Below are 14,770 nucleotides of genomic sequence, written 5' to 3'. Positions count from 1 at the left end.
TCACGGCGTGTCGGTGACGACACCGACCGACGAAGTTCGGCTGCCAACCCGTCGCTTATCGCCCCCAGGGCGAATGTCCCCCCGTGCGATGACCGAGACCTCAAGATCCCCGCGTGACGCCGACTGGCCGCGTCGCTATGCCAGCCGGCTCTTCTATTCCGACGCGCTGGTCGTCGCGGCGACCCTCGCCGTCTATGGCTGGATCGCGCTGGAGCAGCTCACACAGCCGGTGTCGTGGCCCGACGGGCCCGACATCCCGTACTGGGTGTTCCTCATACTGCTCGGCGTGGTGTGGCTGCTCTCGCTCGACGTGATCGACACGCGTGATCGTCATACCATCGGCCACGGCATCACCGAGTACCGCCGCATCGTCAACGCCACGGTGATCGTGTTCGCGCTCGTCGTCATCGTCGCGTTCTTCGCGCGCATCGAGATCGCGCGATCGATCTTCATCGTCGCGCTGCCGATCGGCGTGGCAGCGCTCGTGCTGTCGCGCTGGCTGTGGAGGCAATGGCTGCGCCGCAGGCAGCGGCACGGCAGTTATGTCTACCGCGCCGTCGTCGTCGGAGAACGCTCGAAGATCGCGCACATCGCACGTCAGATCCAGCGTGCTCCCGACTCCGGTTACGTCCTGATCGGCGCACTGACCCGGGGCGGCGAAGGCATGGTCGGACACCTGCCGGTGCTGGGCGACTTTGCAGACGCTGGGACCGCCGTCGAGCAGGCGGGGGCGGACACGCTGATCGTCGCAGGCTCGGACGAGCTCGATCCGCAGACGATGCGCCGCCTCGGCTGGGAGATGGCGGACCGCGACGTCAACTGGGTCGTGGCGCCGACCGTCACCGATGTCGCGGGCCCCCGCATTCACGCTCGCCCGGTCGCCGGCCTGCCGCTCGTCCACATCGACTTCCCGACTCTGGAGGGATACAAGCGGGTGTCGAAGCGGGCCTTCGATCTGGTCGGCTCATCGCTGCTGCTGCTGTTCCTCTCCCCGCTCATGGTGGTCACGGCCATCGCCATCCGCGTGGACGGGAGCGGTCCCGTCTTCTACCGCCAGGCGCGTGTCGGGCGAGGCGGGCGCGAGTTCGGGATGCTCAAGTTCCGGTCGATGGTTGCCAATGCCGACGACCAGCTCGCCAGTCTGCTCGACGTGCAGGGGACCACCGATCGCCCTCTGTTCAAGGTGACGAACGACCCTCGTATCACCCGGGTCGGGTTCTTCATCCGCAAGCACTCGATCGACGAGCTGCCGCAGCTCGTCAACGTGTTCCTCGGAGAGATGAGTCTGGTCGGGCCCCGGCCGCAGCGCGAAGCCGAGGTGGCGCTCTATGACGACGACGCGCATCGCCGCATGCTCGTCAAGCCTGGCATGAGCGGACTGTGGCAGGTCAGCGGCCGCTCGAAGCTGTCGTGGGAGGACTCGATCCGACTCGACCTCTACTACGTGGAGAACTGGTCGTTCACGCAAGACATCCAGATTCTGTTCCGCACCATCAAGGCCGTCGTCGCCCCCGGCGAGACAGCGCATTGAGCGCGTCTCTCGGCGTCGTCACAGGCCCTGCCCGGTAGCATCCTGACGTGTCTTCCAAGCCCGTTCCCGGACGCTTCCGTCAAGGTCGCGCCGGCAATCACGCCCCGGCCCCGCGCCGGAGGCGGCGATGGCCGTGGGTTCTGCTGGGCACGTTCGTCGTGCTCGGCGGGATCGCGGCGGTCGGCGGGGTGTTCGCGCTTCAGGCGCTGCAGGTCAAGGACGACCTGATGGCGGCCAAGTCGCAGCTGACGTCTTTGACGGACGCCTACAAGGACGGCGACGCGGCCGAGATGCAGGCGATCGGCGCGGAGGCGCTGCGCTTGACGACCGAAGCCGAGAGCACGGTGCAGGGCCCGCTGTGGGGACTGGCGGCCGGCATCCCCGTTGTGGGGACCAACATCACGGCCGTGCGGGCGGCGACGGAAGCCACCCACATCATCGTGCGGGACGCCTTGCCGTCAGGCATCCAGCTGCTCTCGACGATGTCTCCCGACAAGCTGAAGGTCGAAGGCGGCGGCATCAACCTGGTGCCCTTCCAAGAGGCGCAGCAGACGTTGCCCGAGCTGAAGAGCGTGCTCGCCGCAGCGCAGACGAAGGTGTCGAACATCGACCGCGGCGACTTGTTGCCGGTCGTGGACGATGCTGTCGAGCAGTTGTCGTCGGTCGTCGACCAGGCAGGACCGCTGCTGGACACGGTGGAGCAGCTGCTTCCCATCGCCCTGCGCATGGCTGGGTCCGAAGGCCCGCGGAACTACCTCGTGATCTTCCAGAACAACGCCGAGATCCGGGCGACGGGCGGCAACGCCGCGACGTCGACGGTCATCCATGCGGAGAACGGGAAGATCGAGAAGGTCGAGGACGAGACGGTCGAGGACTTCTACCTCGCCGGTGTCAGCGGATGGCTCGATTCGGACCTGCCCGACGAGACGCTTGCGCTGTACGAGGAGGACTTCGACCGGAACGCACAGAACTTCTCGCGCACCCCCGACTTCCCGACGACGGCGCACATGTTCTCTCAGCTCTGGGAGCAGACGAACGGTACGCAGCTGGACGGCGTCATCTCGCTCGACCCGGTCGCGCTGTCGTACATGCTCGCGGCGACCGGGCCGGTGGAACTCGAAGACGGTTCGGAGATCAACGGGAAGAACGCTGTCAAGCTGCTCCTGAGTGACGCGTACGAGAAGTTCGGCACCAACGGCAAGGCTGCCGACGCGTACTTCGCCGACGTCTCGTCCCGTGTCTTCGACAAGATCGCGAGCGGTTCGTGGGCACCGACTGCGATGATCAAGATGCTGGAGAGATCGGTCAACGAAGACCGCATCTACGCCTATTTCCCCCGCGAGGACGAGAACGCGCTCGCGACCGAGTTCAAGGTCGACGGTGCGCTCACGGCGGACAACACGAAGGCCACCCAGGTCGGGATCTATCTCAACGACGCGTCGTACAGCAAGCTCGAGTACTACCTGTCGACGACGATGAATGTCACGTGCGACGCCGCGTCGCGTACGATGACCACCACGCTCACGATGACCTCGACCGTGCCCGGGAACAACCTGAGCGGCTACACGCTCGCCTGGCGCAACCCGTCGATGAACCTTCCGCGCACGACGATGATCCTCGACACGCTGTACGTGGCGCCGCCCGGGTCGACCATCACGGCGATCAACCCGGCCGATGGCGATATCAGGCGCTGGAACCGCGACGGCGCCGAGAAGGGGCATCCGCTTGCCAGCCGCACGATGCTGCTGAAGATGGGGGAGACCAAGACGGTGTCGTTCACCACCCAGCTGCCCGAGGGTGAGCTCGGGCCGCTCGAAGTGCGCTACTCGCCGACCGTCACCCAGACGCCCGTCACGATCGACGCGTCGTGCTCGGCGCTGTTCCCCGAGAGCAAGTGACGCGGGTCGCGTGACGTCCGAACGGCTGCCGTCCACGAGCGGGCCGAGGCACGCCATCATCCTGCTGATGGCGCTCGGCTACGGGGTGTTCCTCGCATTCATGGTGTTCTGGCCGAGTCCCATCGACGAGCCGATCCAGGGGCTGCTGGAGCGCGCGATCTCCGAGCTGCATGAGCGTGGGGTGCCCGGTTTCATCGACTACGACTTCATCGAGTCGTTCTCGAACGTCCTGCTGTTCATCCCCGTCGGATTCCTGTTCGCGCTCATGGTGCCGCTGCGGTGGTGGCCGGTCGCGCTGCTCCTCGGACCGGCGCTCTCGGTCGGCATCGAGCTGATCCAGCGCTACCTCCTCGACGCACGGGTCTCGACCGTGGATGACGTGATCGCGAACTCGATCGGCGCGACGATCGGTGTGCTCCTCGCCGTCGTCATCCGCGCGGTCGTCAAGGCGAGGGACGAGAAGGTCATCGAGCGGCACGAGGCGCTTCGGCGAACGCGCGGCGCACGCTGACGCCCCGTGGTCGAGGGGTTCCGTCGGCGGCATCCATCCCGACAGAATGTGACGTGACGCCGCACTCGGGGGCGCGAAGGAGTGAGCATGAGCGGATTCGACGACCTGGTCAACCAGGGCAAGGAACTCTACGAGCAGAACAAGGACAAGATCGACGACTTCCTCAAGTCCGAGCAGGCGGAGGGGATCAGCGACAAGGTCCTCGACGGGGCGTCCGACCTCGCCAAGAAGGTGCTTCCGGACGAGCACGACGCGACCATCGACGGCGTGCGCGACAACATCGACGGAGCTGTCGGCGACAAATGACCTGAACGACGGAGGCGGCCCGGGGCGACCCGGGCCGCTTTCGTGTTTCCTGAGCCGATCGTGATCCGGGCGTGACCAGGGGCGCTTGACGCCGTCGCAGAATCGCCGCTAGCTTGACCGTGGGCTACGTGTGGCCGGCGCAACTGGGGAGTTAACGCCGGAGGGACCGCACACTTGGGGAGTCCGACCGGGAAATTCGGGGTCCCCTTGAGCTGACATCAGCGAGAAGGGGAACCTTGATGTCCGGGTACTGGGGAAATGATGGTTCGGCACGTGTGGGCGTCCGCCGCAAGGCGCGGGCGGCTCGGGAGCGTGACCGCAGACTGACGATGCGGCACCGGTGGTACGCCGGTGGCATCGCGACGCTCCTCTCGGGCGCGCTGATCTTCGCGGGCATGTCGCCGGCGCTCGCAGAGGAGACTCCGGCGCCGTCGCCGACCGACACCTCTGCGGCGGCCGACACGTCGACGGGCTCGGACGATGCGGGAACGGATGCCGCCACTCCGACGCCGCCGTCGGAGGAGGCCGGCACGCCCGACGAGACGACCCCACCCGCGGAGCAGGCGCCTGAAGAGCAGCCGCCCGCCGAAGAGCCCCCCGCCGAGGAGCCTCCGGCGACCGACACGCCCGCGCCGTCTCCCTCCGAGTCGACCCCCGCGAAGGATGCAGGCACGCAGAAGCCGCAGTCGCGTGTGGCTCCGCAGGCCGAGGTCGCGCCGCTGGCGGTGCTGCCGGGCTGTACCGGCAGCTGTCTCACGATCACCCGCAACGTGACGATCTCCGGCGGCGGGCCCGCCGCAGCCTCCGACTGGGAGTACCGCGCGACCAACGGCGCCGACTGGGCAGTGATCCCGAGCGGCGCGACCGGCGTCGACGTGGCCACCGGCTCCTACGTCGTTTCGGCGGTGTCGCTGAACGCCAACACGGCGAACTACCTCACGACGGTCACATGCAGCGACGCAGGATCGGGACTCACCTGGAGCAGCGGATCGTCGACCCTCTCGTACACGTCGGGGAGCGACCGGGCATCGACCTGCTCCTTCACCCACACGTACCAGGCGCCCGGCACGATCACGATCCAGAAGGGCGGCCTCCGCACCGGCGGCCAGACCGTCGCCGGCCTGCAGGACGCGGTGTTCGAGGTCTACAAGGGCGGCAGCGCCAGCGCACCCGACACGACCCCGGCGAACCTGGTCGGCACGTGCACGACGGCCGCCAACGGCCAGTGCTCGGTGAGCGTGCCCAGCGGCGCGCAGTACTGGATCGTCGAGAAGACGGCGCCGAGCGGCTACAGCATCCTCGACGAGCTGAACGTCGGAAGCTCGGCCTCGAACGTGACGTACCAGTTCCGCACGAACTCGGTCGCTGCGGGCAGCAACACGACCTACCCGCAGGTGGGCACCGGCAACGATGCGAACGCCTCCGGCGGCTTCTGGGCCGACATCAAGAACAACCCGACGGCGATCCAGGCGTGCGGCATCCGCGTCGGCCTGCTCATCGACCTCTCGAACTCGATCGACGACGGCGAGTTCACGTCGCTGAAGACGGCCGCGACCGGATTCGTGGACGCTCTTCAGGGCACGCCCTCGTCGCTCGCGGTGTGGACCTTCGCGACGAACGCCCCCGCGAGCGGGGGCGGCAACGGCACGCTCGGGCTGACCTCTGTCGCCACGGCTGCCGGCGGCACGACGGTGAAGAACAAGATCAACGGGCTGTCGCGGCCCGGCGGCAACGCCGGCGCGACGAACTGGGACCAGGGCCTCTGGCAGGTCGCGGGCGACGCCGCCAACAAGGTCGACGTCCTGCTCGTGCTCACGGACGGCACGCCGACGGTCTACGGCCCGAACGGCGAAGGCCCCGGCAGCTTCTCCCGCTTCCGCGAGGTGGAGAACGCGGTCTTCTCGGCGAACTCGGTGAAGAACCTCGGCACGCGCGTGGTGCCGGTGGGCATCGGCGTCGGCGGCGCCGAGCCGAACCTGCAGGCCATCTCGGGCCCGACGATCGACAGCGACTACTACCTGGTCGCGAACTACGCAGCCCTCGCCGCGTTCCTTCAGAACCTCGCGAAGGGTCAGTGCGACAGCACGATCAACGTCACCAAGATGGTGATCCCCAACGGCGGCACGACTGCGAACGCGACGGCCACGCCCGGGTGGGGCTTCACCGCTGCAAACGGCAGCAACACGGTGACCCCGACGAGCGGGCAGACCAACCAGTCGGGCGCGATCAGCTTCAAGGTGTCTGGACTGAGCTCCGGTCAGACCTCCGCGGTCACCGTCACGGAAGAGAACCGTGCAACCTACACACCGGCGCCGCAGGGCGGCAAGAACGCCGTCTGCAAGGACGACACCGGAGCCACCGTCACGGTGACGAACGTGGGCAGCTACGGCTTCACCGCGAACGCCACGGGTGGGCGCATCGTGACCTGTACGGTCTACAACCAGGCTCCGAACCCGAAGGTCGACCTGCAGGTCGTGAAGAAGTGGGTCATCAACGGCACCGCGTACGACAACGGCTCGCAGCCGTTCGGTGCGGCGCAGCTGACCCTCGACGGACAGAACCGCAACTTCGGCACGAACTACTCGTACGACGTCGGAGCCGCCGTCGCGATCGGCGAGACCGTCACCGGACTGCCCCCGTTCTGCACGAACACGTCGACCGGCACCGGCTCGCACACGATGACGGCGACGCCGAACCCGAACGTGGTCACGCTCACGAACACCGTGACGTGCACGACGCAGCTCAAGCTCACCAAGAAGGTCGTGGGCGGCACGGCCGACCCGACCACGTGGACTCTCACCGGCACCGGACCTGGTGGATCGCTCCCCGGTCCGAACGCCGCCTCGCCGACGGCGCTGGTGAACGTCACGCCGGGCGTGATCTACACGCTCGCCGAGTCGGGCGGTGACCCCCGCTACACGCAGGAGGTCGTGGCAGGCGCCAACCCGCGGCCGGGGTCGACCGGATCGTGGCACTGCTACCTGCTCAACGCGAACGGCAGCCGCGGCACCGAGTACGACGGCCTCAACGGCGGCGTGACGGTCCAGCTCGGCCAGCACGTCGAGTGTGAGGCGATCAACCAGACCGCGAGCCTCGTGCTGCTGAAGCAGGTCGTCAACGACAACGGCGGTGCCGCGGTTCCGGGCGACTGGAACCTGAAGGCGACGCCCGCTGCGCTGAGCGGCCTCGTGGCGACCACGGTGGCCGGCGCCGACACCGCCAGCTCGGCCAACACCATCCAGGTGCGTCCGAACCACACGTACACGATCAGCGAGACCGGCGTCACCGGATACCAGCAGGTGAAGCTGCAGCGGCTCGACGGCGTGAACTGGGTCGACGTCGCCGGGTGGGACGTGACCGTTCCCGCCAACGGCACCGGCACGTACCGCATCGTCAACGACGACATCGCGCCGAAGCTCACGCTGAAGAAGATCGTCGTCAAGAACAACGGCGGCACGGCGCCCGACACGGCGTGGACGCTGACGGCGACCTCGGCGGACGGCCCGAACCTGAGCGGGCAGACCGGTGTCAACGGCACCGTGGCCGCGGGCGACGCCTACACCCTCGCCGAGGCGAACGGACCCAGCGGCTACGACTGGACCACCCTGTCGTGCACGGGCTACCCGAACACGACGAAGGCGGCCCCGACGCTGACCCTCAAGCCGGGTGACGACGTCACCTGTACGTTCACGAACGACGACCAGCCGGGACACCTGACCCTCGTCAAGGTGGTCGACAACGCGAACGGTGGCGACAAGGCCGCTGCGGACTGGAACCAGCACCTGACCGCCACGCTCGGCGCGACGACGCTGACGTTCAACCACAACGAGACCAAGGACGTCGCCGCGGGCACGTTCACGCTCGCCGAGATCAACCAGCTCGCCGGCTACCAGCTCACGAACCTCGTGTGCTCGACCGGCGGCACGTCGCTCGCGAACCCGACGGTCACCGTCGGCAACGGCCAGAACGTCACCTGCACGTTCACCAACACGTCGCAGAAGCCGACGCTGACGCTCGAGAAGAAGGTCGTCAACGACGGCGGCGGCTCGGCCACGGCGAACCAGTGGACGCTGACGGCGAAGAACGAGGCCAACAGCGACACCCCGATCAACGGCACCGGCACGCAGGTAGGCGGCGACCCGCTGCTCGCCGCGATCAGCGGCCAGGTGGTCGCGGGCCGTGCCTACGTCCTCAGCGAGTCCGGTCCGTCCGGGTACTCGCAGGACGGCGCGTGGTCGTGTGTCCTCACCGGCACGCAGACGCCGGTGGCGCTCACGGACGGCGCCGTCAAGGTGCCGCTCGCGACGAACGTCACCTGCCGCGTCGTGAACAACGACACCGATGCGACGGGCTCGATCGCCAAGACGGCATCCGCTCCCGTCCAGCAGCCCGACGGCAAGTGGTCGATCGACTACACCGTCACGGTGACGAACAACTCGGCCACCGCGTCGTACGCCTACAAGGTGAACGACACCTTCCAGTTCGGCGCCGGGATCACCGTGGGGTCGGCGACCGTCGACGCGTCCGGCGCCCCGGGGGCGACGCTCACGCCGGGCTGGAACGGCGCCGCGCAGCCGCAGCTGGCGACCGGCTCCGTGTCCGCGGGCATCGGGAACGCGCACGTGTTCGTCATCCACGTCACGGGGATCACGATCGCGGACGCCGTGGCAGACGGAGACGCATGGAAGTGCGTGACCCCCGAGCCCGGCGGATTCGCCAACCGGACCGACCTGTTCAAGGCCACCGGCACCACCCCGGTGGGCACGGCGTACGCCTGCAAGGAGCCCGCGTTCCCGACGATCACCAAGACGGGCACGAACCCGGCTTCGCAGAACGCGGACGGCTCGTTCAACATCGAGTACACGATCACGGTCACGAACCCGAGTGCCACACTGCCGCTTCAGGTGAACGTGCTCGACACCTTCCCGGCGGTGCCGGCAGGCTGGACGCTGACCACCGACGGCGGCAACTGGAAGGTGGTCGCCCAAGGGTCGGCACCCGCACCGGTCAGCCCGACGTTCGCGCCCGGCGGTGGGGGCCTGCTCTGGCAGGGCCCGCTCCCCGCGAACACGAGCTACGTCTACAAGGTGACCGGCACGCTGCTGCCGTCGACGGATGCCGCGAGCATCGGTGACTGCGCGGCCCAGGCAGGCCTCAAGAACAAGGCACGGGTCGTATCCGGCGAGGTGACGAAGGACGCCGAAGGCTGCGTCACCGTCGTCCTCCCGCCGGTCTCGGTCTCGAAGACGGACGGCACGGTCACGCAGCTCGACGGCGGTGACTGGCAGATCGACTACACCGTCACGGTGACGAACTCCAGCCTCACCACGGGCACGGTCTACACGCTCTCCGACAACCCCGACCTCGGGAACGGCTGGGACGTCGTGAGCGCGGACTGGCAGGGCACCGCCCCGGCGGCGAACACGCCGATCGAGGCGGGCGGATCCGACCAGTACGTCTACCGCATCGTCGCCTCGGTGATCCCGCCGGACGACGAGTCGCCGGCACCGTCGCTGGAGTGCGTCCCGGGTGAGGGAGGGGCATTCCACAACATCGCCGAGGTGGTGTACCCCGGCGGTTCGAAGACCGACGACGGGTGTGCAGAGCCCGCCTCGCCTGAGGTGACCAAGGACTCCGGTTCGATCACGCAGGACGGCACCGACTGGGTGCTGGCCTACACCGTGACGGTCAAGAACCCGAGCACGATCGGGCTGTGGTACTCCCTGTCCGACACACCGCTGGCGCTGCCGGCCGGTGTGACGGCGCAGAGCTGGACCGCAGCGGGGCCGGCCGCCCTGAACGGCGGCACCTTCACGGCGCCGGGCACGGCCTTCGACGGCGGCGCGAACCAGCTCGTCGGCACGGGCACGCTCCCGGCCGGGGCATCCCACGTCTTCACGATCACCGCCAAGGTGAGCCTCGCGAATGACGTCAAGGCCGCCGACCTGGTGTGCGGTCAGCGCCCGGGCACGGGCGTCTGGAACAGCGCCACCGTCGACAACGGCGTCGGTTCCGACACCGATGACGCGTGTGACGGCATCCAGCTGCCGAAGGTGGGCATCGAGAAGTCGGATGCCGTCGTTCAGCAGAACGTCGCCGGTGAGTGGGAGCTCGCGTACGAGGTCACGGTGACGAACCTCGACCCGTCGCTGGCCGCCGCGTACAAGATCACCGACACGCCGCAGTTCGACGCGAGCTTCGCCGTCGTCCCCGGCTCGGAGTCGTGGACGCAGGGCGGGTCGGCGGGTACGCCCGAGGGCGTGCTGCCGGGCGGCGGATCGATCACGTGGGTGTACCACGTGAAGGCGGTCGTGGTGCCGGCGGAGTTCGATCCCGAGACGGCGCTGGAGTGCACCACCGAGGGTGAGAACCCCGGCGGCGGCTTCTACAACGTCGCCACGGTGGCCTTCCCGGGCGGCACCGCCACCGACGACGGCTGCGGCGTGCCCGCGAAGCCGCTCGTCGAGAAGACCAAGCTCGACGCGGTGCAGGACACGACCACCGGTGAGTGGACCCTCGCGTACAACGTGAAGGTGTACAACCCGACGGCGATCCCGCTGCAGTACACGGTGCACGACACTCCGGGGGCGCTGCCGTCGGGTGTGACGGCGACGGGTGCGTGGGAGGCGATGCTGCCGACGATCGCTGACGGCAACGTCGGCTCGGTCAACGGGGCCTGGGTCTCCGACAACGCGCAGCCGCTCGGCACAGGCTGGCTGCAGCCCGGCTCGGCCAACGTGTACCTCGTGGTGCTGAAGGTGAAGATCGCGGCATCCGTCCCCGACGACGCCCTCGACTGCGAGGTCAAGGACGGCGGATTCTGGAACGGCTCCCTGATCACGAACGGCCTGGGCGACAGCCGGTCCGACGACTGCATCACGATCGTCCGTCCGGCGACCGACCAGTCCAAGACGGTCACCCGCACGTCCCAGGACGAGGACGGCACGTGGGAGATCACGTACGACATCGTCGTGGAGAACACGTCGACGACGCAGGCGGCGGTGTACAGCCTGACCGATGCCCTGGACTTCGGCGGCGACATCGAGGTGCAGGATGCCTCGTGGAGCGGCCCCGGCGGCACGGACGTGGCGTTCACCCACGCCGGTGACGACTGGACCGCGCTGATGGCCACGGATGCCGTGCTCGCTCCGAAGAGCGACACGACCGGTAAGGCGACCTACACGGTGACGGTGCACGCGATCGTGCCCGCCGCCGCGTGGGACGGCGACACGCTGGGCTGCTACCCCGACAACGAAGACCCGTCGGGCGGCTTCCTCAACACGGCGGTCATCACGTCCGCCGGCGAGCCGCACCCGGTCGACGCCTGCTCGGAGCCCGAGCTGCCGACGATCGACAAGACGGCGACGAGCGCGACCCAGGACCCGGACGACCCGGACAGCTGGACGGTCACGTACCAGCTGACGGTGCACCCGAGCGGGTTCGACACGTTCTACACGCTGACCGATGTGCCGGGCTTCCCGTCGGGCATCACGCTCGGCGACGGCACCGCGCAGCGCACCACGCCTGCTGGTGACGAGCCGATCGACATCGAGTCGGGCGCATCGTTCCCCGACGCCCCGGTCGCGCTCGGCGCGAACGAGACGCAGGTGTGGACGGTCACGTGGAAGGCGAACGTCACGGGTGACGTGGCTTCGGGCGACCTGAAGTGCGGCGAAGGACCCGGCCAGGGCTACTACAACGCGGCGTACCTGTACGTCGGCGAGGACCAGGTCGACGACGGCACCGCGTGCATCCCGGTCAAGGAGGCGGTCTACCCGACCACCGCGAAGACCGTGACCTCGTCGACGCAGGACCCCGAGACCGGGCAGTGGACGATCGTCTACAGCCTCACGGCGTCGCTCGCAGCCGCGGGCACGCCGGAGAACCCGGACGGCCTGTCGGCGAAGTACAGCCTCAACGACCAGCTCGACTTCGGTGCCGGCATCGACATCGACTCGGCCACCTGGAGCGGTGAAGGACAGACGAATGTCGCCTTCGACGACTCCGACTGGTCGGCCGCGATCGCCACAGGCAAGGCGATCACGGCGGGCGCGACGCACACCTACACCATCACGGTGAAGGCGGACGTCACGGCCGAGGCCATCGATGAGCACACCACGACCTGTGAAGAGGGTGAAGGGCCGTACGGCGGCTTCCTCAACACGGCGTGGCTGCGCAGCGGCGGTCAGCGCGACGACGTGCACGCGTGTGCCGAGCCGGTGTTCCCGACGGTCGAGAAGACGGCCGGCGCCTACACGCAGAACGACGACGGCACGCAGACCATCTCGTACATCGTGACGGTCACCTACCCCGACACCGACCAGGAGCCGAAGCCGGCCGAGGTGGGCTATACGCTCACCGATGCCCCGACGCTCCCGGACGGCGTGGAGCTCGACGGCGACTGGACGGCGGAGGCTGCGGATGCCGCGACGCCTGCGGTGCCGGCATCCGGGGCGTCCTGGAACGGCGAGGGGGAGTGGACCATCGTGCCGGCGGGAACGCTGACGCCCGAGGGCCCGGTCCACACCTACGTCGTGTCGGCCACGGTCAAGGTGACCGCACCGCCGAGCACCGAGCAGCCGCGCGCGTGCTTCGAGGCTCAGGAGGACGGGTACTTCGTCTGGAACGAGGCCGTGGTCCACTCCGGTGGCTGGATCGACCGCGACGACGCGTGCCAGACGGTGCACTTCGACGACGTCGGCATCGAGAAGACCGCGACGAACCTCCCCGAGGAGGGCTCCATCGACCCGGGCACGGTGTTCGACTACGAGCTCACGGTCACCAACCACGGGACCCGGGACGCCAAGAACGTCGTGGTCACGGACCCGCTGCACGAGCGGCTCGAGGTGACGGGGCTGACGCTGCCCGCCGGTTGGACCAACGGCAACGCACCCGCGTTCGTCGATGAGGACAACACGCTGTCGGTGAGCATCCCGACCCTGGCTGTCGGGGCGAGCGCGAAGATCGTGGTGCAGGTGAAGTTCCTGCCGCAGACGACCTCCGCGGAGCTGCCCGAGGTGGTCGGCGACGAGGAGCCGCCGGTCGCGCCGACGCCGCTCGACGAGATCCTCAACGAGGCGTGCGTCGCCGCGGATCTCGACGGCGACCCGAGCAACGACTGCGACGACGTGACGGTCCCGACGCGTGACATCTCGGCACTCGTCTACACCCGCTGCGTCGCGGATGCGCCGTTCCTCGGCTGGGTCGTGACGAAGTCCGAGTCGCTGAAGGACGAGCCGATCGACTTCCTCTGGAAGCCGGTGAACGGCGCGGTCACCCCGGAGACGACGCCGGCTCAGGTCACGCTGTCGAACAACAACGGGACGACCTGGAGCGACGAGATCCCGTGGGTGGGGTCGGCCTTCACCCCGTCCGGCGTGTCGATCGACTACCCGGGATGGCGGCCGATCGAGTCCAGCGACATCGTCCCCGGCACGAGCCCGACGCAGTACTACCTGCCCGGGACGACGACGGTGATGACGCCCGGACAGCAGGCTCAGTTCGTGTTCAACGGGCTGATCCTCGACCCGAGCGAGCTCGACTACTCGTGGCGCCTCAACACGGAGATCACGTTCACCGTGAACCCGACCCTCACCTTCTCCACCTCCTATCCGGATGCCACGCCGCAGTGCTTCGTGGCGCGCCACACCGAGGTGCAGGTCGAGAAGTCGGCGAGTGTCGAGCGCACCGAGCCGGGCAAGTCGTTCAGCTACACGCTCGATGTCGCGAATGTGAGCGACGACGCGGCTGCCGAGGATGTGGTGGTGACCGACACGATCCCCGCCGACATCAAGATCACCGCGGTGAACTGGCCGGGCAAGGGCGACGCCGATGCGTTCCCGAACTGGCAGTCGTGCGAGGTGACGGGTCAGAACAGTGGAGGCTACGGCGGAACGCTCACGTGCTCGCTGTTCGGACCGCTGCAGCCGATCAACTCCGACAACGGAGGGGCGACGGTGGCGCCGAGGATCACCCTCGACGCGACGGTCAACCCGAAGTCGGCGGCGAACACGATCACCAACGTGGCCGTGGTGGACTACCACACGTTCGGCGACCCGGACGACCCGGGCCGTGACTCGGATGACGCGACGGTGCTGCTGTCGGGTCTGCCGGCGACGGGTGGCGGTGCGACCCTGCCGCTCATCGTTCTGGGACTCGTGGTGATGCTGACGGGCGCCTCGGTGCTGATCATGTCGCGCCGGCGCCGCGGAGAGCCGAAGCCGCAGCTCTGATCCCGTAGGTCCCCGCGAGGGGGCGGGCCGTCACACCGACGGTTCGCCCCCTTGCGGCGTTCTGTGCTGTTGCCGAGCCGTTACTTGACGGGACTCTGTCGGCGGCATAGCTTTAGCCCCGGGAACACGTGTCGGCTCGTGTTTGGGGAGAACGCCGACCCGCTTGGGGAAGCAGTCGCATTTCTTTTCACCTGCCGTTGCGTGATTGGGAGGGGCTCCATCTGGGGCGCCCTGTGTCGTAACGACCAAGGGTGAAATGATGTTCAGTCGTACTTTCGTGCGCGCTTCCGGC

The 14,770-nt window shown here is 68.3% G+C and carries 5 protein-coding genes; all 5 read left to right on the top strand.

The annotated features are described in order from the left end of the window. Positions 1-88 precede the first annotated feature (88 nt). A complete protein-coding gene (locus tag ACFWJ8_RS13360; protein WP_378812127.1) occupies positions 89-1,531 on the top strand; it encodes a sugar transferase in 1,443 nt (480 codons plus the stop codon). 47 nt (positions 1,532-1,578) lie between these two features. Then, complete coding sequence (locus ACFWJ8_RS13355) at positions 1,579-3,429, top strand: DUF4012 domain-containing protein (RefSeq protein WP_378812125.1); 1,851 nt, start codon at positions 1,579-1,581, stop codon at positions 3,427-3,429. A gap of 10 nt (positions 3,430-3,439) precedes the next feature. Further along, positions 3,440-3,940, top strand: a complete 501-nt coding sequence (locus tag ACFWJ8_RS13350) for a VanZ family protein (protein ID WP_378812122.1) — start codon at positions 3,440-3,442, stop codon at positions 3,938-3,940. Positions 3,941-4,027: 87 nt separating this feature from the next. Next, positions 4,028-4,246, top strand: coding sequence for a hypothetical protein (locus ACFWJ8_RS13345; RefSeq protein ID WP_378812119.1), 219 nt, complete (start codon positions 4,028-4,030; stop codon positions 4,244-4,246). A 329-nt stretch (positions 4,247-4,575) separates the two neighbouring features. After that, a complete protein-coding gene (locus ACFWJ8_RS13340) occupies positions 4,576-14,478 on the top strand; it encodes a SpaA isopeptide-forming pilin-related protein (RefSeq protein WP_378812118.1) in 9,903 nt (3,300 codons plus the stop codon). Positions 14,479-14,770 lie beyond the last annotated feature (292 nt).

This window comes from Microbacterium sp. NPDC058389 (assembly GCF_042722305.1).
In the GTDB taxonomy this organism is placed as follows: domain Bacteria; phylum Actinomycetota; class Actinomycetes; order Actinomycetales; family Microbacteriaceae; genus Microbacterium.
The sequence above is the reverse complement of the archived record's forward strand: the minus strand, read 5'-3'. Positions and strand labels throughout refer to the sequence as shown.

What these genes read in the sequence shown, in the direction of transcription:
- ACFWJ8_RS13360 (WP_378812127.1), top strand. Translation starts at nt 89, where the DNA reads ATGACCGAGACCTCAAGATCCCCGCGTGACGCCGACTGGCCGCGTCGC.
- ACFWJ8_RS13345 (WP_378812119.1), top strand. Translation starts at nt 4,028, where the DNA reads ATGAGCGGATTCGACGACCTGGTCAACCAGGGCAAGGAACTCTACGAG.
- ACFWJ8_RS13340 (WP_378812118.1), top strand. Translation starts at nt 4,576, where the DNA reads ATGCGGCACCGGTGGTACGCCGGTGGCATCGCGACGCTCCTCTCGGGC.